Below are 22692 nucleotides of genomic sequence, written 5' to 3'. Positions count from 1 at the left end.
GGGCGCGGGATCGAGCGCTTCACCTGTCCAAATAGACAGCCCAGGCGCGACGGTGACAGTTGAAAGCGCTCGACCCTTCGCGGCATGCTCCGGCCTCCTCTCTCGGGAGCAGGCGATGGCCCTCGAACTCAGCCTCGATGATATCCGCCGCGCGTGGGACAGCCGGGACCCGGAACTGTCCACCTTGATCGTGAGCCTCGCCAACGCGGCCGACCCGCGACCGGACAAGCCGCCGCGAGAAGGCGCGCTGACCTACGCGACCTTCACCCAGCAGCTGACGAGCTGGAAGTTCACGCGCTCCAAGCCGCAGGAGCGGGCCCGCTACCGCATCGACAGCATGCGCGCGCTCGAGGCCAAGGACGCCGAGACCCCGCTGCCGCCGCGGCTGCGCCTGCACGAGGTGCTGCTCGACCTGTGGCAGCGGTCCGGCGGCGCCTACGAGCGGGCCGCGCTGCTCGACGCGATCCAGAAGGTCCCGCTGCGCTGGGGCCCGTGGCGCGGGCTCAAGCAGATCTTCAAGGAGGCCGAGGCCAAGGGCGACGTCGAGATCCTCGGCGCGCTCGCGGTCCGCTTCGACCACGCGTACGCGACCAAGCAGCGCAAGGTCGGCGAGATTTCGCGGCACACGCTCGGCTACCTGGTGCGGCGGGCGTGGCGATACCTGCGGCGCCTCGGCGAGGCCGCGGCCCCGGCCTACGTCGACGCGGCGGCGGCGGTGCTGCGCCACTACGAGGACAGCACCACGTGGCAGAACACGTGGGTCTACAACCACATCCTCCATCACGAGACGAAGAAGTACACGCGGCGCAACTTCAAGCTGTACCGCTCGGGCGCGCCGCAGCTGAACGAGCGGGCCTTCGCCGAGCTGTGGCGGCGGACCCCGCGGCCGGTGCTGCAGCTGCTCGAGCGGGCGCGCTCGGAGCAGGTGCGCAAGTTCGCGGTGCAGGCGCTGAAGACCGACTTCCGCGCCAACCTGCGCGAGGTCGAGGCGCCGTGGGCGGCGCGGCTGATCGCGGTCGGCTCGGCGACGGTCGACGAGTTCGTGATCTGGCTGCTGAGCAACGTGCCGAAGTTCGACCAGGGCAGCTTCCGCGAGCTCGGCCTGCACGAGCCGGTGCTGCAGCTGCTCGACTCGCGCGCCGACGCGGCCCGCGCCTACGCGGCCAACTACGCCCGCACCCACGCCCGCGACCTGGCGCTCGACCGCCTGATCTTGCTGGCCAACAACAGCAACGCCGAGGTGCGCAAGCTGGTCGCCGACCTGCTCGGCGACCGTGATCCGCGCAAGGACATCGGCCTCGACGCGTGGGGTCGCCTGCTCGGCACGCAGCACGGCCACGACCTCGCGGTCACCGCCCTGAGGAAGCACTTCAGCGCGCGCGAGCTGACGCCGGCGTGGTTCACCGACCGCCTGCTCGACAGCCGGCAGAAGGTGTTCGCGTTCGCCTCCGACCTGCTGACGAAGGTCCACACCTACAAGTCGCTCGGCGCCGAGTACTTCCGCGACCTGCTCGACGACCCGCGGATCTCCGCCAACGCGACGAACTTCGCTCTGGATGCGCTGTCGCGCTTCCCCGGCGAGGAGCTCGGCAAGGACTTCCTCGCGCGCATGGTCCTGCACCCGTACGCGCGCCAGACCCTGCTGAAGTGGATCTCCGAGGAGAAGATCAAGGCGGAGGACATCGACGCCGGGTTCTGGCGCGCGGTCGCGTTCCAGCCGACCTGGGACGCGGACAAGTGGATCGCCGAGCTCATCGCCAGCGGCCGCCCGTGGGCCCGCGAGCTCAAGTTCGAGGAGGGCCTCGCCGCCACCGCGCTCGGCTTCCTCAGCGACGTGCGCCGGTTCCGGCCGAGCCAGCTCGGCTTCGACTGGCTGATGCAGCTGGCGCTGCGGCCCGAGGCGCAGTACCGGGGCTTCGCCCTCGAATACATGACGAAGGCGCTGGTGCCCGCCGACTTCGCGCCGAAGCAGGAGGAGGCGCCGAAGGCCGAGGCCAAGGGCGCGAGCAAGGCGATCGACCTCGGCGGCAAGACCTTCCTCTTCACCGGCAAGCTGGCGACGATGAAGCGCGACGACGCCGAGGAGAAGGTCACCACGGCCAAGGGCAAGAACGCCGGCAGCGTGACGGCCAAGCTCGACTACCTCGTGATCGGCGACGACGGCTCGCCGCTGTACGGCCAGGGCCGCAAGGGCAGCAAGCAGGTCGCGGCCGAGAAGCTGGTCGAGAAGGGCGCGCCGATCAAGATCATCTCCGAGACCGCGTTCTTGCAGATGCTGGCCGGCGAGCAGCGCAGCTTCAGCGGCGACTCGGTGCAGGCCGGCTGCGAGCGGCTGTGGGAGATGGCCACCGGCCCCGGCCCGGCCGACGCGCCGCAGGCCGACTTCGCCCGCCAGTACATCCGCCGCCACCACCCCGACATCAGCCTCGCGCTCACCGATCGCCCCGTCGATCCGGGCGCCGAGATCCCGGCCGAGTTCCTGTCGTGGGCCCGCGTCAAGCCGCTGCTCACCGACAGCCGCGCGCCGGTGCGTCAGTTCGGCCTCGACCTCGCGCGCTGGGAGCTGGCCCGCTGGTCGCCGCCGCTGTCCGAGCTGCTCGGCGTGGTCGAGTCGGCCTACTCCGAGGTCCGCGAGTTCATCGCCAAGGCCCTGTTCGCCGAGGACAACGCCGACAACAAGCGCTTCCGCATCGACCCGACCACGCTGACGCCGGCCGCGGTCTACCCGTTCTGCGAGTCGCTGATCCCCGAGGTGCGGGCGATCGGCATGGGCCTGGTCCGTCGTGACGCTCGCCTGGCGATCCCCGAGGAGCTGTTCCGCCTGAGCGAGAGCCCCGACCGCCACGTCGTCGCCTTCGTGGTGCGGACGATCTGGCACCTCTACCGCGACCGCGGCATCACCGACGGCTGGAAGCCGGCGCCGCGGCCCGAGCAGAAGGCCGCGCCGGGGCCGAAGCCGAGCGCCAGCGCGACGACCAAGAAGGCGGAGATCGAGCCGCCCGAGGGTCCGGGCGCGCCGGCGCGACCGAGCGGGTTGCCGGCGCCGGGCGAGGCGCTGCGCGACTTCATGCGCCGCCTGCTGTTCACGATCCCGCCGACCAAGCCGAGCGCGGAGGCCAAGCAGGCCGACGCCGAGGACGTGGCGGCGCCGGTCGAACATGCCCCGAAGGCCAGGAAGCTGCGGCCGCTGCCGGCGCGCAAGGCCAAGCTGGCGCTGGTCGAGGCGATGCGCGACCTGGCCGAGGCCGACGCCGTGTTCGCGGCGCTGGCCGGGCCGGTGCTGGTCGAATTCATGGGCTCGCGCGGCGCCAGCGAGCGCGCGGCCTGCCTGGTCGCCCTCGCCCGCGTCGGCGCCGCTCACCCTGACCTCAAGCTCTCGCCGGAGGCCGCCTGATGTCGACGCCCGTCACCGATCGCTTCACGAACGACAAGTACACGCAGATCCGCGGCGACCTCAAGGCGATCCTCGCCCACGGCGTCCAGCTGCTGATCGCGGCGGTCCACCCCGAGGGCCAGGCGACCGCGCTGTACCGGCTGAACCTCGACACCGGCGAGCTGGTGGTCGGCGACCTGCCGGCCGGCGGCGTCGCGCTCGCGGCCGACGACGGCCACGTGTTCGTCGCCGGCAGCGACGGCCAGGTCTACAAGGCCGGCCTCGACAAGGGCGAGCCGAAGCCGCTCGGCCCGGTGTTCGACCCGCCGCCGGTCGCCCTCGCCCCGGCCGCGAACGGCCGCCTCGCGGTGGTCGCCGGCAAGCAGCTCGTCATCCTCGCCAAGAAGGACGGCAAGGAGCTGCAGCGCATCGAGCTCAGCGAGTTCGCCACGACGATCGCCTCCGACCCGTCGGGCACCTGGCTGGTGGTCGGCAGCGACCGCGGCACCCTGAGCGTGTTCGACTGCGAGAACAAGGAGGCGTTCTACGCCGGCGAGTCGAAGAAGCTGCACGAGGGCGCGGTCACTGCCCTGTGCTTCGAGCCCGACGAGCTGCGGGTGATGTCGTCCGCGGTCGACCACAAGCTGCTGCTCACGCACGTGCGCGGCGACCTCGACCCCGAGGACCGCTCGGGCAAGAACGGCCACGGCGACAAGACGACCGCGATCGTCAACGGCACCGGCGACCGCTTCTACACCTCCGGCCTCGACTCGCAGATCAAGGCGTGGGTCCGCGGCGCCGGCCAGCGCAAGCCGGCCGCCCAAAAGGAGGGCCTGGCCAAGGTCGTGGCACTCGCGCTCGGCCAGTACAAGGGCAAGGAGCACCTGGTCGCCGCGTGCATCGACAACACGCTGCGGCTGTTCCCGATCGACGCCGAGGGCAAGCTCGGCGACCGCGAGCTGGTCTACTACGGCGCGCACCAGTGGGCCGAGTACGAGCTCAAGCGCCGCGACCCCAAGCTGCGCGAGGCGGCGCTGCGCGCCCTGGCCGGCTGGAACGACGCCAAGTCGCTCGAGACTCTGGCGCAGCGCGTCAGCAGCGACGACGACCACGGCCTCAAGGTGCTGGCGACCTCGCTGCTCGGCGAGTCGGGCAGCCCGCGGGCGATCAAGCTGCTCGAGCCGCTGCTGCGCGCCGGCGAGGACGCCGTCCGCCTGGCGGCCCTCAGTGGCCTGCTCAAGCTCGAGGGCGCCGACTCCCTGCGGATCTTCGACCTCGCGCTGGCCGTCGGCAAGCGCGACATCGGCACCGCGGCGATCACCGCCCTGACCGGGCTCGCGCGCAAGGACGACCTCGCGTTCACGCGCCTGGTCACCGCGCTGTCGGGCCAGCCCCGCGAGGTCCGCGTCGCCGCCCTGGCCGCGCTCGAGGACCTTCACGACGCCAGCTCGCCGGAGGCCGAGCTCATCGCCCTGCGCGCGACCCAGGCCGACATCCGCCGCACCGCGCTGATCCGCTTCTACCAGCGCGACATGCTGGCGCTGCCGGAGGTCCAGGCGGCGCTGCGCCGCTTCTCCGCCGACACCGACGCGGGCGTGCGCCAGGCGGCGTTCCTGATCTCGCTGCTGGCCCGGCCCAAGCTGGCCGCCGCGCTGCGCTGCCGCGACAAGCAGCTGCACCGCCAGCTGCACGACATCGAGACCGCGCGCTCGCCGGTCGACGAGGTCAAGGCGGCCGCCGCCGAGGCCGCTGCCGGAGCTGGCTCTTCGGGCAAGTCCAAAGAGACAGGTTCCAAGGGCAAGGTCGAGGACGAGCTGCCGAAGCCGAAGCAGGTCGCGCTGTCCGAGCTCGACGAGGCCGACAAGCGGCCGCTGCTCGAGGCGATGGCGAGCCGCGCGCTCGACACCTGCCTGGCCGGCGCGGCCGCGCTGGCCTCGCTGCAGGACCCGCGGGCCCTCGGCACGCTGCTGCAGCTGAGCCGCGAGAGCACGCCGTCGGTGCGGGTCGACACCTGCAAGGCGCTGGCCGAGCTGGGTGACCCGCGCGGCGGTGCGCGCCTGCGGCTGATGCTGCGCGACGGCGACGCCAGCGTGCGCGACGCGGCCTTCACCGCGCTCGCCGGGCTGGAGGACGGCGGCCCGCTGGCGGTCGCCGAGGCCGGCCTGTACGCCGAGCACGAGGACGTGCGCCGGCGCGGCCTCGACCTGCTGATCAAGCAGATCAAGAAGGCCAAGTCCAAGGAGGACCCGAAGGCGATCGGCCTGCTCGAGCGAGCCCTGGGCGACGCCGGCAAGACGGTCCGCAGCGAGGCCTTCAAGGCCGCGCTGAGCCTCGAGGTCGGCGGCGGCGGGGCGGGCAGCCTGCGCTTCGTCCTCAAGAGCATCCACGCCGACGTGCGCCGCGAGGTGCTCAACGAGGTGATGGGCCAGATCTCCCAGTCGTGGGCCTGGCCGCTGCTGCTCGAGCTGTTCGGCGACGCCGACCCGAGCCTGCGCAAGGACGCCTTCGAGTTCGCGCTCAAGCGGACCAAGGGCATCGGCGCCGAGCCGCTGTCGGTCGCGCTCGCGGGCCGGTGGATCGACCTGCGCGTCGAGGCGGTCAAGGTGCTGGCCAAGCGCAAGGCGCCCGGCACCCACGAGCTGCTGGTCAAGGCGATCGACGACGAGGACGAGGCGGTCCGCCAGCTCGCAGTCGACGCGCTGCTGACCGGCGAGGGCGAGGAGGCGCTGCCGGCCGCGCTGACCAGCAAGTACCCCGACGTGGTCGTGCGGGCCGCCTGCGCCCTGGCTGTCCACGGGGACAGCTCGGTGCGCGCGCCGCTGCAGGCGATGGTCGAGGCGCCCGAGCCGGAGGTGCCGGCGCTGCGGGCCAAGTGGCTCGATCGCGTGGTACGGGCGCTCGGCGGCCTGGCCGAGCTCGGCGATCCGACGCCGAGCCACGCGGTGCTGCCGCTGCTGCAGCACAAGGAGGCGCAGATCCGCCGCGCCGCCGCGACCGCGCTGTCGTGGATGGCCCGGCCCGACAACGCCAACGCAGTGTTCGCGCTGCAGGCCGCGCTGCAGCACTCGGACCCCGCGGTCCAGAGCGAGGCCGCGCTCGGCCTGGCGTTCATCGGCGACCCGGCCGGCGCCTCGCTGATCTTCACCCCCGGCAAGGCCGCGCCGCCGCCGGCGCAGGCGCTGCTCGCCGCGCTGGCGCTCGGCAACGAGGACCTGCTGGTCTCGTTCCTCGACTCGAACGACGAGAAGATCCAGAGCCGCGCGCTGCTCTTGCTGATGATGCGCGAGATGGTCGAGGGCGACGGCGTGCCCGACCGCTGCCTCGCCGCCCTGGCGTCGGCTCACCCGCGCGTGCGCCTGCTCGCCGCGCAGGCGCTCGAGAGCTTCGGCGACGACGCCGCGTTCTCGAAGTTCGTCACCGACCTGTTCAACGACCGCGGCGAGGGTCGGGCCAAGTGGACCTTCCCCGAGGCGAGCGTGCACGCGCTGGCCGAGCTGGCGACGTTCGGCGACAGCCGCTCGAACCCGCAGCTCAAGGTCCGCGCGGCGCGGCTGCTCGAGGCGCTGCAGGAGGACAAGCAGGAGTCGCTCGACCGCGTGTGGGCCGTGTTCAGCAAGCGGTTCCACCGCGCGCTGGCGGCGGCCAAGCAGCAGGCGAGCCAGAAGGTCGCGGCCAAGCTGGCCTACGCGCCGGAGGAGCTGCGGCAGATCGTGTTCGGCGCCTACGCGGCGCTGTCGCGCCTGCCCGGCGGTTCGGCCGAGACGCGCATCCGCCAGACCGCGCTGTCGCGGGTGCTGGCGCTGGCCGGCTACAAGTCGCAGAAGCCCGGCGCGCCGGAGCACGTCGCCGCGGCCGTCTCGGTGCTGGTCCCCGCGCTCGGCGACGCCCAGGGCTCGATCCGCCGCCAGGCCTTCGACGGCCTCAAGGGCCTCGGCGTCGACAACACCACCCTCGCCGCCGAGGCGCTGGCCACCGGCCAGAGCGACACCGGCTCGTGGGGCCTCGGCCTGCTGTCGCAGGAGGGCGGCGCCGCGGCCGGCCTCAAGGTGCTCGAGGAGACGCTGCTGCAGCGCGACGACGGCCTCGAGCAGGAGGCCGCCAAGCTGCTGGCCGAAAAGAAGAGCGGGGTCCGCCCCGGCTCGCCCGAGGCCGAGAGCGAGGCTGGCCAAAAGGCCAGGCGCGACGCGTGGGTGTTCGTGCACACCCTGTCGCTCGGCGCCCGCGCCGAGAAGCTGCGGCTGGCCGCGGTCCAGGGCCTGGCCACCAACTACGAGCCCGAGGGCAAGGGCGCCGCGGCCAAGGCGCTGCGCGTCGCGCTGACCTCGAAGTACCGCGCGGTCCGCTTCGCCGCGGCGCTGCAGCTGGCCACGCACAAGGACGCGGCCGCGTTCGACGTGCTGGTCGAGATGCTGCGCTCCGACCAGGCCAACGAGCAGAGCGAGGCGATCCGCGCGCTGCAGCGGCTCGGTGACGGGCGCGCCGCGCAGGCGTTCCTCGACCGCATCGACCGCGACCCGGCCGGCACCGCCCGCGTCGACAACCTGCTGCAGGCCGCCGCCGGCTTCCGCCAGGTCGCCGATGTCCCGCGGATCCTCGCCCACGTCGACAACCCCAAGCGCCGCGCCGCCGCCTTCGGCGCGCTGCTCGTGATCTCCGGTTACGACCAGCGCATCGAAGACCCGGAGGACGCCGGCCCGCAGAGCCCGACGTCCCTCCGCGACGCCGGCCTCGACGACGACGACGACGATGATTTCGACGACGACGACGACGACGACGACGACGACGATGTCAGCAGCGACGACGACGACGACGACGACGACGACGACGTGAGCTCCGGCCCGCGGGTCGCCGACTGGGAGTCGAAGCAGTTCGCGCGCCACGACGCGGTGCTGGTCCAGATCGCCGAGGCCGCGCGCCGGCTGTCCGACGACCGCACCCTGCAGACGGTCCTGCCGGCGCTTCGCTGGGCCCGCGGCAAGGAGGTCGACGCCAGCCTCGCGCCGCTGTGGACCTACCCGAAGCCGGAGATCGCCAGCCGCGCGGCCGAGGCGATCGGCTGGCGCCTGCGCAAGCGGTCAGGTCCGGCCGAGCCCATGCTCGCGGCGCTCAAGTCGAGCGACCCGACGGTCTCGTTCCTCGCCGCCGAGGGGCTCGCGCTCGGCGGTCGCGGCGAGGGCAGCAGCGTCCTGCTGACCAGCGTCGACCTGCAGCCCGACCTCGACCTGCGCCGGCGCGCCGTGCGGGCGCTCGGGGCTCTGGCCGACATCCGCGCGCTCGACACCCTGCTGCGGCTCGTGTCCGACGAGGGCCACGCGCTGCAGGAGGAGGCCGCCGAGGCGCTCGGCCACATGGGCAAGGGCGCCGAGGCCCAGCCGGGTCAGCCGCAGCGGATCTTCGGGATCCTCACGCGCCTGGCCAAGGGGACAGGTGGCGTCGCCCGCCGGGCCCTGACCGGCCTGCGCTACTTCGGCACCCGCGAGGCCTGGGACCTGATCCGCGGCCGCGTCGAGGACCCCGATCCGGGCGTGCGCCAGACCGTCGCCGCGCTGCTCGAGCATTGCGCCGACCCGACCACCGCGGATCTCTTGACCGCGCGGCTCGGCGAGGAGCGGCAGAGCGCCGTCGCCCAGGCGCTGGCCTACAGCCTGCGCAAGCACCACGGGCCCGACTCGCTCGAGCCCGACTACGCGATGGTGCTGAGCTACCACGCCCCGCTCGAGCGCGAGCTGCTGAGCCGCCTGCGCGACCGCGGCGACGTGGTCCGGCTGTTCTCGCTGCTGCCGAAGCTGCGCCGCCAGGACCTCTACATGGGGCCGCTGGTGCAGATCCTGACCAACCGCGACCCGCTGCCGATCGACGCCGCGGCGCCGCACCTGTCGCTGGCGCACCCGCGCACGGCGATGGTCGCGGCCCAGGTGATCGGCCGCGCCGGCGCCAAGGCGGCCAAGCACAAGGACGCGCTGATCGCCGCGACGAAGGCCTACCGCGAGGCCTGGCTGGCCGAGTACCGGCGCCTGGTCCACGGCGAGTCGCACCGCCTCGGCGAGCTCGAGGGCCCGTACCTCGCGCTGCTGTGGGCCTGCGCCCGCCTCGACGTCGGCGGCGACGAGCTGGTCGCGGCCGTCTCGCTGGCGGCCGACGGCACCGCTCATGCTGCGCACGGCCGCAAGATCCGCCGCCAGGCGGTCATCGAGCTGGCCGCGGGGGCAGGCGGCGCCGCCGGCGAGAAGGCCCTCAAGGCCGTGCTCGGCGGCAGCGACGGCGAGCTGCGCACGCTGGCCGCCGCGGGCCTCAGCCAGCGCAAGGGCGACGTGGCCCCGCTGGCCGCGACGGTGCTCGACGACGCCGACCCGCTGGCGCGCCTGCTGTCCCAGGGGGCAGACAAGGCCCAGCCCGCGCTGCGCGGGTCCGCCGGCGACGTGCACCGCCAGGGCGTGGTCCTGACCTGGCTGGTCAAGCTGGGCGACGTGGCCGGGCTGACGAAGGCGCTGGCCGACAAGAACGCCAGCGAGACGGCCCGCCTCGGCCTGGTCGAGGCGCTGGGCCAGATCGGCGACGACGCGGCGTTCGAGGCGCTGCGCAAGGTCGGAGCCGACGAGCAGGAAGACGAGGAGCTGCGCAAGGCGGCCTGGCGCGCGCTCAGGCGGGCGAAGCGGATCAAGGCCGCCGCCGCCTCGCCGAAGGTCCGCCGTAGCCGCTGGGAGGTGTCGCTGTGAGCGAGGAAACCAAGGAACCCGAGTCGAGCAAGCCCGAGGAGCAGCTCAGCGACCCGCGGACGCCGGTCCGCCTCGGCTACGCCGGCGCCAGCCAGCTCGAGGCCGGCGAGAGCACGTCGAAGCTGCAGATCTTCGCCAACACCGAGCGCCCGCCGGTGCGGGCCGAGGGCGCGCTCAAGCAGCCGCTGCTGGTGCGCGAGGCGTTGTCGGCGCTGTACGAGGTCGTCAGCTCGGACTTCCGCTATGTCCCGAAGGACAGGACCGCGTACCTCGCCTACATGCGGCTGAAGAAGCAGACCGCCGGGCAGAGCGCGTGGCAGGCCCAGCAGGCCTACTTCGACTGGCTGGCGCGCAACGACCCGTCGGCGTGGGTGGTGCTCGACCCGGTCGTCACCGTGCACCCCGACAAGCTGCTGTTCGAGGTGTTCTCCAAGGACGAGGGCGCCTACGCGCAGATGGCGATCGACTGGTCGGCCATCGAGCGCAGCGGCGAGCTGCAGCACGGCACCACCAACATCGACTTCAGCAAGGCGCTGTTCGACGGGGTGCAGCGGGTCCGCAGCTACCGCGAGACCCGGTTGACGATCGGCACCGACGCGGTCAGCGTCGCCAGCGACGCCGCGCGCCCGCCGGTGATCGAGAAGTCGATCCAGCTGCCCGACAGCTGGCTGCGCGGGTTCTTGCAGGTGCAAGCAGCGGCGACGCTGCCGACCACGGCGGTGCGCATCGCCGCGATCGACCTCTACAACGTGCTGCGCCACCTGCGGCTCAACGCCGACAAGAAGCAGGGCGGCCGCGGCGTCCGCGTCGAGCTGGTGCCCGGCGAGCCGCCGCGGCTGGTGCTCGAGCCGTGGGAGCTGGTGCTCGCCACCAGCGCCGGGCCGTTCACCGGCCGCCAGCCGGCGCTGGTGCGGATCTGGGGCCGCCGGCGACTCGGCCTGCTGCGCCGCCTGCTGCCGTTCGTCGAGACCGTCGACATCCACCTGCTCGGCTCCGGCCTGCCCAGCTTCTACGTGCTGCGCGCCGGCCCGGTCACCTTCACCCTCGGCCTGTCGGGCTTCACCTCGGCCAACTGGTCGCAGGCGGTCGGCTTCGACCAGCTGCTGCCGCGCGACCGCAACGAAGAGGCGGCCGCGGTGCTGTCGGCGGTGCTGAAGAAGCTCGGCGAGGTGTGGGTAGCCTCCGCGGACGAGCTGGCGAAGGCGACCAAGAAGCCGATCGCCGACGTGCGCGCGGCGCTGCAGAAGGCCTGCCAGCACGGCCAGGTGATGTACGACCTGTCCGAGGACCGCTACCGCTACCGCCCGTTGCTCGGCGGCGCGATCGACCTCGGTCGCCTGGTCTACCGCAACCCGCGCGAGAAGGTGGCGCACGACCTCGTGGCCAAGGGCGCGGTCAAGATCGCCAGCGAGAACCGGATCTACGGCGTCGGCCTCGAGCTGACCGGCAAGGTCACCGTCACCGCCGACCGCCGCGACTACCGGCCGCAGCTGACGCTCGACGACGACGGCCGCGTGCGCGGGGCCGAGTGCACCTGCGCGTTCTACCGCAAGCACAAGCTGAAGGAGGGCCCGTGCGCCCACCTGATCGCGCTGCGGATCGCCCAGGCGCAGGAAGAGGAGCGCCGCCGCCAGGCCCGCGGCAGCGAGCGCGGGACGATCACGCTCGAGACCCGCACCTACGCGCGCCGCTTGCCGGTGACGACGGGTGCGACGGGCGAGTCGGAGGAGATCGTGCAGCTCTCGCTCGACCGCCAGCGCCTGCGGATCCGCTGGGGCCCGCGCGGGTCGAAGCTGCGGGTCCAGAACTTCGTGTTCGGCTCGGTCGCCGAGGCGCGAGCGGCCTTCTTCGAGCGCGTCGACGACCTCGAGGCGCGCGGGTTTCTCGACGGGAGCGCGGGGTAGACCATCATGGCGAATACCAACCGCATTGATTACAGCCGCATGCTCGAGACCTGGCGGGCCGTCGAGTCCGCCGGCGGCCGCGACAAGTACATCGAGGCTCAGCTCAAGGAGAAGGGCTATCTGGTCGAGCGCAAGCCGACCGACAGCATGAGCAAGGCCGAGCTCGAGCGCTACAAGAAGTCGCTGAAGGAGGAGGCGGCCGAGAAGCGCCGCCTGGCCAAGGAGGCGTGGCTCGCCTACAAGGCCTCGCACCTGGTCCACCTCGGCGAGGGCGTGTTCTGGAACGACCAGCTCGACCACGACAAGTGGGACCTGCCCGGCGCCGAGGAGCGCCAGGCGGAGAACGAGCTGCCGAAGCTCGACAAGCCCAAGGAGCTGGCCGAGGCGCTCGGCGTCAGCATCGCCGAGCTGCGCCGCCTGGCGTACCACCGCGACGCGGCGACGAAGCTCAACTACTACCGCTTCGAGATCCCCAAGCGCGACGGCAGCAAGCGCGCGATCTGGGCCCCGCACCGCACGCTCAAGGCGGCGCAGCGGTGGATCTTGCGCGAGGTGGTGGAGCGCCTGCCGGTCCACGGCGCGGCCCACGGGTTCCTCCACGGCCGCTCGACCGCCACCAACGCGGCCGTCCACCGCGACTCGCAGATCCTGCTGAAGGTCGACCTCAAGGACTTCTTCCCCACGGTGACGCTGCCGCGGGTCAAGGGCGTGTTCCGCAAGGCCGGCTACCGCGAGCAGATCGCGACCCTGCTGGCGCTGCTGTGCACCGAGGCGCCGCGCCACGTCGCCGACGTCGAGGGCACGACCTACTACCTGTCCCTCGGGCCACGTTGCCTGCCGCAGGGCGCACCGACCAGCCCCGCGATCACCAACACCCTGTGCCTGCGCCTCGACCGGCGCCTGCAAGGCCTGGCGAAGAAGCTCGGCTGGCGCTACACGCGTTACGCCGACGACCTGACGTTCAGCCTGCCGAACGACCACAAGGGCAAGCCCCGCGTCGGCGGTTTGCTCGGCGGGATCTCGATCATCGCCGCCGCCGAGGGCTTCACGGTCCACCCCGACAAGACCCGCGTGCACCGCTCCGGCGGCCGCCAGCAGGTCACCGGCCTGGTCGTGAACGGCAAGCAGGGCCCCCGCGTGACCCGCGAGTTCAAGCGCGAGGTCCGGGCCGCCGTCCACAACCTGGCCCACGGCAAGCCGCTCAAGGACGGCGAGACCCTGTCGAGCCTGGCCGGCCGGATCGCCTACATCTACATGACCGACAAGAAGCTCGGCAAACAGCTGCTCGCCGCGCTCGACCGCGTGTGACCGACCAGGCTCGCCGCGCTCGCGCGCGCCGGGCCGAGTCTCGACCTCCGCCGCCTCGGCTCGCGCCCGGGCGGCGGTCGACGTCGCGGGCCAGGACTTCGCGGCGCGCACGACATGTCCTCGGGGACATGTCGTTCGTCCGGCCGGCAGTCTCTGCTCGCAGCGGAGCGATTCGTGACCTGTCCTTCGGGGCAGGCCGGGTGAGCGGCTATCAGCCCTCGATGGCGACCTCTCGGCCCGGAGCTCGTCGATTCGGCGCGGGCGCTCGCGGAGCGACCCGTTACCTGTCCTTCGGGGCAGGCCGAGCCGGCCGCCTGCCAGGCCTCGATAGCGAACGCCTCGCCCTGGGACCCGTAGATTCGGAGCGGGGCGCTCGTGGAGCGACTCTTGCTCTGTCCTTCGGGTCAGGCCGAGTGGGCCGCTTGCCAGCCCTCGATCGCGCGGACCTCGGGCGCGAACGCCTCGGCGCGGACCTTGTAGATGGCGAGCGCCTTGTCGGCCAGCTCGCGCGCCTCGGAGGCTGCGGCGGGGTCGGCGGCCAGCGCCTTCGCCAGGCTGAATTGCGTCGTGGCGAGGTCGGGGTGATCGGCGTCGAAGTCGGCGAGCGCGAGGGAAGCGGCGCGGCGCAGGTGAGACAGGGCCTCGTCGCGGCGGCCCTGGGCCAGCGCCACCTCGCCGAGCAGCCGCAGCGTCGCCACGATCTCCGGGCTCGACTCGCCCTGCACGCGCTCGTACAGCGCGAGCGCCTGCTGCAGCGGCTCGCTCGCCTCGCCGGCGAGGCCGAGGCGCAGCTTGGCGTCGCCGGTCGCGCGCGCCGCGTCGGCACACAGCACCGCGAGGTCGACGGTCGCCTCCCCGCAGCTGGCGGACACGCGGTCGAACTGCGCCAGCGCCTCGAGCGGGCGATCGCCGTGGAGCAGCCACATCTCGCCGAAGCGCATGTGGGCGATGAGGGCTTCGGGATGGCCGGCGCCGAAGTCACGCTCCAGGCGCGCCGTGATGTCCTCGTAGATCGCCTGCGCCCGCCGTGGGTCGGCGTGAGCGGCGACGTCGCCGAGTCCGAACAGGGGGTCGCGCGCGTGCGGGGTGCCGGCGCCGGCGATCGTCTCGAACAGCTTCTCCGCCTCGGAGAACAATTGTTCGGCCCGCGCGAGGTCGCGGCGCTGCAGCGCCAGGAGTCCGAGCTCCGTGAGCCCCAGCGGGAAGCTCAAGCCGCGCTGGAGGCTCGTGCTCTCGGCGAACAACGCGGCCGCGGCTGCGAGCTTGCCCTGGCGGCGCTTGACGCTGCCGAGGCTGAGCGCGATGCCGACGTGAATCGGGTGCGTCGGCCCGAGGCGAGCCGCGGTCAGGCCCAGCGCGCGCTCGTAGTACGACTCGGCGGCGCGGCGGTTGCCGAGGTGCATCTCGAGGTAACCGAGGTTGCTGAGGGTGAACGCGTTGAGCAGCGAGTCGCCGTGGCCGGCGTGCTCGCGCGAGGTGACTGCCGCGAGCATGCGCGTCCGCCCCTCGGCGTAGTCACCGGCCATCACGTAGACCGCGCCGAGGTTGTTCTCGAACTCGGCGGACAGCGCGACGTCGTCCTGCACGCGGAGGTGCAGCGCCCGCGCGAGGTCGAGGTCTCGCAGCGCCTCGGCCGGCTGGTTCATGCGCGTGGCCTGGAGGAACATCCGCTTCGACACCGCCTGCGCGGCGGTGCGGGCGTCGTCGGCGGCGACTGCGGTCCACAGCGCCTGGCTGAAGGACGCCGCGGCCGCGGGGTAGTCGCTGGCCTCCATCTGCAAGCTGCCCTGACGCAGCATCAGCTCGCCGCGCAGGGGTGCGTAGTCGATCGCCGCCGCCTCCGCCGCCGCGGGCGCGAGCGTGGCGAGCCCGGCGTGATAGCGGCCGGCGTACTCCTGGGCGGCCGCCCGCGCCAGCGTCTCGCGCACCGCCTGCACCCGCACGCGGGCGCGCGGATCTTCGGGCGGCGCGACCTCGGCGGTGAGCGCGGCGACATCGCCGCAGCCTTCGACGGGCGGCAGGCTCGACAGCGCCTGCATCGCCTTCTCCATCACCTCGGCGTCGGCCGAGACCAGAGTGTCGACGAGACCGGCGAAGCCGGCGCGGCGCTGGTCGAGGCAGGCGGTGCGCAGGTCGAACAGGTTGTCCGACTGGTGGCCCGAGGCGTGGGTCGTACACGCCTCGCCGCGCATGGCGACCCACGCGCTCGCGTAGGCCTCGAGCTGGGGCTGTACTTTGGACCAGGTGTCGGCCGCGTACGGCACGCCGGTCGCCGACATGGCCGAACGGACAGCCTCGCTGCGCTCCCCGTTCCACACCCCCGCGAGCTCCTCCCCGGCGGACTGGCAGAGCGGGGCCGCCGCGGCCGGCTGCTGCAGCGCCGCCGCGCCGAAGCCGGCGACGCCGACGAACCCGGCGAACGCGGTCGAGGCGAACAGGCGCCGGCGCCGGGCCTCGGGGTCGCGCTCGAGCTCGGCCAGCAGCTCCGCCATCGACGCGAAGCGGCGGTCGACCGCGACCGACAGCCCGCGCTGCAGGGCCTTGAAGATCCGCGAAGGCACCCGCGAGCCCGAAGGCGGCGGCGCCACGCGGCCGAGGATCGCGTCGCCGATCAGGCTCGCCAGCGAGTCGGTCGAGAACGGGTGGCGCTTGTACACGCCCTCGTACAGCGAGATACAGAACGCGAACTGATCGCTGGCGGCGCTGGCCGGGCGGCCCTCGTGCTGCTCCGGGGCCATGTACGCCGGCGTCCCCATGATCGCGCCGGTCTGCGTCAGCGGCACCATCAGCGCGTGGCCGACCGACTCGCCGCTCTTCGCGGTGATCGCCAGGTCCTCGCTGCCGGCGTGTTCCACCGCGCGGGCGAGGCCGAAGTCGAGGACCTTGACCGAGCCGTCGTCGCCGACGAGCACGTTGTGCGGCTTGAAGTCGCGGTGGATGATGCCGGCCGCGTGCGCCGCCTGCAGGCCTAGGCCCGCCTGTCCGAACACCGCCAGGACCTCGCGCCACGAGCGTGCGCGCCGGCGCATCCACGCGTCGAGGCTCATGCCGCGGACGAACTCCATCGCCACGAACACCTGGTCCTCGTAGTCGCCGACCTCGTGGACGGTGACGATGTTGGGGTGCGACAGGCGGGCCATCGCCTGCGCCTCGCGCATGAGCCGTTGGCGGCCGGAGTCGTCGCTGCGGGTGGCCTCGCCGCGCAGGACCTTGACGGCGACCTTGCGCTCGAGCTTGTCGTCGTAGGCGGTGTAGACCACGCCCATGCCGCCCTCGCCGAGGCGGTCGAGCACGGTGAAGCGGCCGATCTTGATCGGCGTGCTGCGGCCGCGGAACAGCTTGCCCTTGATCAGGGCCTTCATCCGCAGCTCGTCGCCGCTGTCGGCCATGAGCCGCGGCATCGGCTTGTCGCCGAGCGGCGCGTCCGAGCCGTGGGTCTCGTGCATGCCGATGTCGACGGCCGGCGGGCTCGGGACCTCGTCGCCTGCGGTCGACTCGCCGATGCGGGTCTCCTCGAACGCGATCCTCGCCCGCGAGCGCATCGGCGGGGCGGACAGGTGCCCGTCCGCCGAGATGGCCGTCTGCTCGAGGCTGATGTCCTTGTCGGCGGTCAAGATGGGGACGCGGCGGAGAGGGACCATCTCCCCGTTTCAGTGACGCCCGGGCCTCCGGCAATTGCGCCGAACTGCGAGCGCGATCGGCGCGACCCGACGGGCGCGACCCCGATGATAACCCCTACCGCGGCTTCAGAGCCGTGCGCAAATGCTGGGCCCAGCTGTCGAGGTCGGTCACCGTGCTCTGCAAGAGCTGAGGGGTGTCGGCGAGCGCCTCGAGCTGGGCCTCGAGCAACTGCTTGGCCCGGCGGATCCGCGTGCGGGCCGTGCCCTCGGGGACCTCGAGCACGTCGGCGATCTCCTTGGCCGTCATCTGCTCCCAGTAATACAGCTCCAAGATGAGCTGTGATTCGAGCGGGATGTGGCGGAGCGCCTGCAGCAGCAGCCGGGTCTCCTGCGCTTGCGCCATCAGGGTCGTCGGCGTCGGGCCGAGGTCCTCGACCGAGTTCTCGTCGGGCTGGAAGCGCTCGCCGTCGCGCCGCTTGCCGCGGTAGTGCTCGTAGAGCACGTTGCGCGCGATACCGTACAAATAGCAGTGGAAGCTGGTGCCCTCGCGCATCCGCGACTTTGTTTCCAGCAAGATCAGGAACGTGCGCTGGATGAGGTCCGCAGCGCCGTCTCCGGCCTTCGAGCGGAAGAAGCGAGCGAGCCCCTCGTAGTAGTGCTCGAAGAGCTGCTCGCCGGCGTCCTCATCACCTCGGCGCCAGGACTCGAGGAGCTGCTGATCGTCAGGCATCGGCGTCAACATCATACCCCACCGTGAGTGGCTCGTCAGGCCCGGGCGGATCGCCAGTTTCGGCGCGTCGGTACGCGCTGGCGCACGAAATCGGGCGGTTGCCAGCAAATCGAAAAAATTGTCGGCGGCCGCAATTGTTCGCGGGGCCCGGATCACTTGTAAGGAAATCGCGAAAGCGACGCCCCGAACCGGAGCCCATGATGTCCCGCACTCGCTTCCTCCTCGCCCTCGCCCTGTCCCTTTCGGCCGCTTCTGCCTGTGACGAGGCCATTGACAGCGAGTTCGGCGCCCTGGACGAGGTCGAGCTGCGGCCGGGCGGTTTCGGCGGCACCGGAGGCGTGCTGCTCAACACCAGCGCGATCGGCGATCACCCGCTGCACGAGCTCGACCGCTTCGGCAAGCTCCACGAGGACGTCCAGCTCGTCGCCGTCTACCTCAAGATCGTCAACAAGGACCAGATCACATGGCTCAAGCTCGACGAGGTGTGGTCGGAGAAGGGCCAGATCGTCGGCCGGATCAAGGACGTGTACTACAAGGACAAGGCCTTCCTCGGCTCGCGCTGGGACCTCGCCACCTACGGCGGCGGCATCGCCAAGCGCAAGATGTACGTCGACAAGTACCGCTACGACGCGGTCGACGGCAATCACAAGTACGTGTTCGCGTACCCCAAGGACGCGACCTACGGGATGCACTTCTACACCAAGAAGACCCAGCCGATCAAAGAGACCGGGATGCTGGGCGCCTGCGGCGACATCAACGGCGAGGGCCTCGAGGCGGTGGTCTACGAGGACCTGCGCGTCGACATGAAGGACGGCTACGTCGACAACGAGAAGGACCTGATCAACATCGCCTGTCTCGACGGCGGCATCGGCAAGGCCGCGCTGTGGGGCTTCCGCCCGTGGGACATCGGCTATTACGAGTTCATGGGGGCGATCCGGACGATCCGCGCCGACTACTGCGGCGACGGCGACTCGTGGACCCGGCCCGGCACGGCGATCGAGCTCGAGGACAAGTGGGGCTACCACACCTTCGCCGATCCGCTGCTGAAGACCGAGGCGCTGTTCGGGCCCAAGGGCGCCGCCTGCGTCACCCGCCCACGCCGCGCCGAATTCCAGCTCACCGGCGTCGAGTGCAACGGTGCGAAGCTGCCGGACTGCAAGGACGCCGAGCTCGGCGACTTCGCCGACACCTACTACTGGACCAAGGCGCCCTGAGCCCGCGCCCGCCGCGATGACTTCCACTGCCCCGAGGGCCCCTGCGCTCGCGCCTCGCCAGGGGCCCCCGGGCGCGAGGCCGGGCCCGATCGCGCGATCGGGCCCGGCCCCCGCGATTCCCGTCAAGATGTCCCCAGGGACATGTCTGTCTATTCGTATCGCGGTCTCGATGGACGGTAACTGTTATCTGGGTCCATCGAGACAGATTATCTCCTGATTAGGCAGACAGGCTGCCGAGACGCTGCTGCGGACGCGTCTTGCGCAGTTTTCTCGCGATTTTAAAATAATGTCGATGCTCCGAAGCGGCATGTCTTCGGCGCCGGTCGAGGATTAGTATGTCTCTTCGGCCATGTTGCAGAGGCCGGTGAATCATCGCGCCTGTTGTCCGGGCGCTCGACACGCGGCGTCCTGTCTCTCGAGACAGGTCCTGTGAGCACGCCGGGCGCTCAGGCCATGGATGGGCTTTGAGACATGTTCATGGGGGACAGCTCGCGGCGAGGCTCGCCAGCGCCGGGGCTGTCTCTTCAAGCAGATGCTGCGGAGCAGGGCTCCGGCGAGCCTCGTCGGGCCGCTCAGCCCTGGCCCTTGAGCCAGGCGTCGACGCGGGCGAGCGCTTGCGGGTCGGCGTTGGGGTCGCGGGCGTAGTTCTCGCGGGCGAGCTTCGCCAGCTCGAGCGCGCGGGCGCGGTCGTCGAGGGCGCGGGCCAGCAGGAACTGGGCGTGGGCGCGGTCGCCGGGGGACACGTCGGCGGCGGCCTCCAGCAGCTTGACTGCCCGCTCGGCGTGCTCGCGGGCGGCGGGGTCGCGGACGCCGACCTCGACCTCGGCGAGGGCGATCAGCGCCAGGCCGACGTCGGGGTGATCGGGCCCGAGCGCGCGGTCGAGGATCTGCAAGGCCCGCCGCAGCAGCGCCAGCGCCTCCTGCGGGTCGCCGCTGCGGGCGGTGGCGTCGCCGAGATTCAATAGTGTGGCCGCGACGTCGGGGTGGTCGGGCCCGAACGCCTTCTCGCGGATCTGCAGCGCCCGGCCGAGGGTCACCAGCGCCTGCGGCAGCTTGCCGGCGGCCGCCTGGGCCTCGCCGAGGTTGTCGAGGGTGTGGCCGATGGTCGGGTCGTCGGGCGCCAGCGTCTTCTCGCGGATCTGCAGCGCCCGCTCGTAGAAGCGGATGCTCTCGGCCAGGCGGTCCTGCTTGGTGAAGTTGCGCAGGACGAACCCGAGGTTGGTCAGCGAGTAGGCGACCTCGGGGTGCTCCGGCCCGAGCACGCGCTCCTGGATCGCCCGCGCCGCCTCGTAGTGCTCGTAGGCGCGGTCGAGGTCGCCGAGCACGATCTCGGCGTTGCCGAGGTTCATCAGGGCGCCGGCGGTGCGCGGGTGGTCGGGGCCCAGAGCGGCGCTGCGGATCGCGACGGCTCGTGCATAGTGGTCGCGCGCGGCCCGGTAGTCGGCGGTGGCGTAGAACAGCGCGCCCAGGCTGGTCTCGGTGTTGCTGATGTCGGGGTGGCCGGGCCCGAGCACGCGGGTCCGCAGCGCCAGCGCCTGCTCGAGGTTGGCGCGGGCCTCGGCGTAGCGGCCGCGGGCGTAGTCGTTGTCGCCGAGGTCGTTGAGCGCCGAGGCGACGTCCGGGTGGTCCGGGCCCAGGGCTTCGCGGCGGATCGCCAGGACCGACTGGTAGTGGCGGTCGGCGGCCTCGAACTCGCCGCGCGAGTAGGCGGCCTTGCCGAGCATGGTGATCACGTTGGCCCGCTCGAGCTGACGGCCGATGTCGCCGCCGGCCGCTGGCGTCGACGGGTGTTCGAGCAGCCCTAGCGCGCGGGTGGCCAGCTCGGCGGCGTCGGTCGAGTCGCCCTGGTTGAGGCGGATCCGCGCCAGGGCGGTGAGGAACCTGGCCTGAAGGACAGGGTCGGAGCCGTCCCAGGCGAGCGCCGCCTCGGCGGCCAGCTGCAGGCCGAGCGCGCGTTCGGCCTGGGCCTGGCGCCCACCGATGCTGTCGACCAGCTGGACCCACGCCTCGGCGGCGGCCCGCGGGTGGCGGCCCTCGGCGGCGGCCCGGATCGCGTCGCTGTAGGCGGCCTCGGCCTCACGGGCCCTTCCGGACATGGCCTCGAGGTCACCCAGGGCCAGCTGCGCCTCGGCGAGCAGCGGCGCGTAGGCCAGCGCGCGCGCCTCGACCACCACCGCCTGCACCTGCGACAGGCCGGGGCCGTACTGGCCGGAGCGGGCCTCGGCGCGGGCGGCGTCGAGGCGCGAGCGCAGGGCCGAGGCCTCGGCGCGCACGGCCTCGGTGAGGGGCGGGACCACGTTGGAGGTCAGCTGCTGCTCGTCGTTGCAGGCCGACAGGTCGCCGAGGCCGGCGACCACGTTGACCGCGCGCTCGACCACCTGGTGGTCGGCGCGGGCCAGCACGTCGACGACGGAGCGCAGCTCGTTGAGGCGGCGGGCCAGGCAGGCGCTGCGCAGGCCGCCGAGCTCGTCGACGCCGGCGCCGCCCTGTGTGGCCCGGCAGGCGACGATCTGGGTCGACGTCCAGGTCGCGGCGTAGAGGTCGAGCGCGGCCTCGACGCGGCGCCAGGTCTGGGTGGTGAAGGCCGGGTCGCCGGCGGCCGCGAACGCGGCCTGGACCTGCTGCTTGCGCGCCGGGTCCCACACGCCCTGCAGCTCGTCGCGGGCCGCCTCGCACAGCGCGTCCGTCTGGGCCCGCAGCTGGGCCCACCCGGCCGCGCCGAGGGCCACTGCCGCGGCGGCGCCGACAGCCAGCAGCCAGCGCTTGCGCTGCGAGCTGGGGTCGCGCGCGAGGTCGTCGAGCAGGGCGGCGATCGAGGGGTAGCGCTCGGCCGGGTCGACGGCCAGGCCGCGCAGCAAGATCTTGCGCAGCCACGGAGGCACGCGCGCGTACGACTCGCGCGGCGCCTCGGCGACCTCGCCCATCAGCACCGCGGTGGCCAGCGCGGCCATGCTGTCGCCGTGGAACGGCGGGGTGCCGTAGAGCGCCTCGTAGAGGGCGACGCAGAAGCTGAACTGATCGGTGCGGGCGTCGGTGGCCTCGCCGAGGTGCTGCTCGGGGGACATGTACGCCGGGGTCCCGAGGATCGCGCCGACCTGGGTGAGCGCGGTGTTGAGGGACACGCTGCCGCCGGTGGTCGGCCGCTCGGGGAGCGGCCTCTCGCCGTCCTCGGTCTGCTTGGCGAGCCCGAAGTCGAGGACCTGCGCGCGGCCCTTGTCGGACACCAGCACGTTGTCGGGCTTGAAGTCGCGGTGGACGAGGCCGGCCTCGTGCGCGGCCTGCAAGCCGCGGCCGGCCTGGCAGAACACCGCGAGGACCTCCTGCCGGGTCCGCGGACGGGCGCGCAGCCACTGCTTGAGCGTGCCGCCCTCGACGAACTCCATGGCGATGAAGATGCGCTCGTCGTACTTGCCGACGTCGTGCACTGCGACGACGTTGGGGTGGTGCAGGCGGGCCATCGCCTGGGCCTCGCGCAGCAGCCGCTCCTGGCCGTCGATCTTGCTCTGGGTCGCGCCGCTGGCCGACACCGCCTCGGGGTGCAGCAGCTTGAGCGCGACCTTGCGGTCGAGCTGCGGATCGTAGGCCGCGTAGACGACCCCCATGCCGCCGGAGCCCAGTGGGCTGAGGACCATGTAGCGGCCGATCAGCTGGCCGTGCTGGATCTGCCGGTCCGCCGCGCCGGAACGGCGATCGCCGGCGAAGGTCTCGGCGCGGGTGTCGACGAGGGTCGGCGGTCGCGTCGGTTGGGCCGGACCCGCCAGAGTGCGGTCGAAGCTGACGCTCGCGGCCAGGGTCGGGCGGGTGGGCTCCTTGGACTCCAACGGGCC

At 72.4% G+C, this 22692-nt stretch carries 8 protein-coding genes; 5 read left to right on the top strand and 3 right to left on the bottom strand.

Annotated elements, in window-relative coordinates; all coding sequences use genetic code 11:
- Positions 1-115 precede the first annotated feature (115 nt).
- From OV090_RS18050 to OV090_RS18035, 4 genes are read left to right on the top strand one after another with little or no spacing between them, the layout of a single operon-like run.
- The gene (locus tag OV090_RS18050) at positions 116-3394 is read left to right on the top strand and encodes a hypothetical protein (RefSeq protein WP_267704962.1); all 3279 of its coding nucleotides are present in this window, start codon (positions 116-118) and stop codon (positions 3392-3394) included.
- Positions 3394-10089: a HEAT repeat domain-containing protein gene (locus OV090_RS18045; RefSeq protein ID WP_267704961.1), complete on the top strand. Its 6696-nt coding sequence runs from the start codon at positions 3394-3396 to the stop codon at positions 10087-10089. The genes OV090_RS18050 and OV090_RS18045 overlap by 1 nt, the downstream gene beginning before the upstream one ends.
- Positions 10086-11993 carry an SWIM zinc finger family protein gene (locus tag OV090_RS18040; protein WP_267704960.1) on the top strand — a complete coding sequence of 636 codons (1908 nt, stop codon included), beginning with the start codon at positions 10086-10088 and terminating at the stop codon, positions 11991-11993. Before OV090_RS18045 ends, OV090_RS18040 begins: the two co-directional genes overlap by 4 nt.
- A 6-nt stretch (positions 11994-11999) precedes the next feature.
- A complete protein-coding gene (locus tag OV090_RS18035) occupies positions 12000-13301 on the top strand; it encodes a reverse transcriptase family protein (RefSeq protein ID WP_267704959.1) in 1302 nt (433 codons plus the stop codon).
- A gap of 404 nt (positions 13302-13705) precedes the next feature.
- On the opposite strand, the gene OV090_RS18030 is transcribed toward OV090_RS18035, so the two are convergent.
- Both OV090_RS18030 and OV090_RS18025 read right to left on the bottom strand, forming a co-directional pair.
- A complete protein-coding gene (locus tag OV090_RS18030) occupies positions 13706-16942 on the bottom strand; it encodes a serine/threonine-protein kinase (RefSeq protein WP_267704958.1) in 3237 nt (1078 codons plus the stop codon).
- Positions 16943-17036: 94 nt separating this feature from the next.
- Positions 17037-17651, bottom strand: a complete 615-nt coding sequence (locus OV090_RS18025; protein WP_267704957.1) for a sigma-70 family RNA polymerase sigma factor — start codon at positions 17649-17651, stop codon at positions 17037-17039.
- A 197-nt stretch (positions 17652-17848) separates the two neighbouring features.
- Between OV090_RS18025 and OV090_RS18020 the strand changes: the two genes are divergently transcribed.
- Entirely contained in the window at positions 17849-18865 is a 1017-nt protein-coding gene (locus OV090_RS18020; RefSeq protein ID WP_267704956.1) for an ADYC domain-containing protein, read from the top strand.
- A gap of 572 nt (positions 18866-19437) precedes the next feature.
- Here the strand turns inward: OV090_RS18020 and OV090_RS18015 are convergent.
- On the bottom strand, positions 19438-22686 hold the full coding sequence (locus tag OV090_RS18015) for a serine/threonine-protein kinase (protein ID WP_267704955.1): 3249 nt from the start codon (positions 22684-22686) through the stop codon (positions 19438-19440).
- Positions 22687-22692: the final 6 nt, after the last annotated feature.

The organism is Nannocystis sp. RBIL2 (assembly GCF_026626745.1).
Taxonomy (GTDB): Bacteria; Myxococcota_A; Polyangia; order Nannocystales; family Nannocystaceae; genus Nannocystis.
The sequence above is the reverse complement of the archived record's forward strand: the minus strand, read 5'-3'. Positions and strand labels throughout refer to the sequence as shown.

What these genes read in the sequence shown, in the direction of transcription:
- OV090_RS18050 (WP_267704962.1), top strand. Translation starts at nt 116, where the DNA reads ATGGCCCTCGAACTCAGCCTCGATGATATCCGCCGCGCGTGGGACAGC.
- OV090_RS18045 (WP_267704961.1), top strand. Translation starts at nt 3,394, where the DNA reads ATGTCGACGCCCGTCACCGATCGCTTCACGAACGACAAGTACACGCAG.
- OV090_RS18035 (WP_267704959.1), top strand. Translation starts at nt 12,000, where the DNA reads ATGGCGAATACCAACCGCATTGATTACAGCCGCATGCTCGAGACCTGG.
- OV090_RS18030 (WP_267704958.1), bottom strand. Translation starts at nt 16,942, where the DNA reads ATGGTCCCTCTCCGCCGCGTCCCCATCTTGACCGCCGACAAGGACATC.
- OV090_RS18025 (WP_267704957.1), bottom strand. Translation starts at nt 17,651, where the DNA reads ATGCCTGACGATCAGCAGCTCCTCGAGTCCTGGCGCCGAGGTGATGAG.
- OV090_RS18020 (WP_267704956.1), top strand. Translation starts at nt 17,849, where the DNA reads ATGATGTCCCGCACTCGCTTCCTCCTCGCCCTCGCCCTGTCCCTTTCG.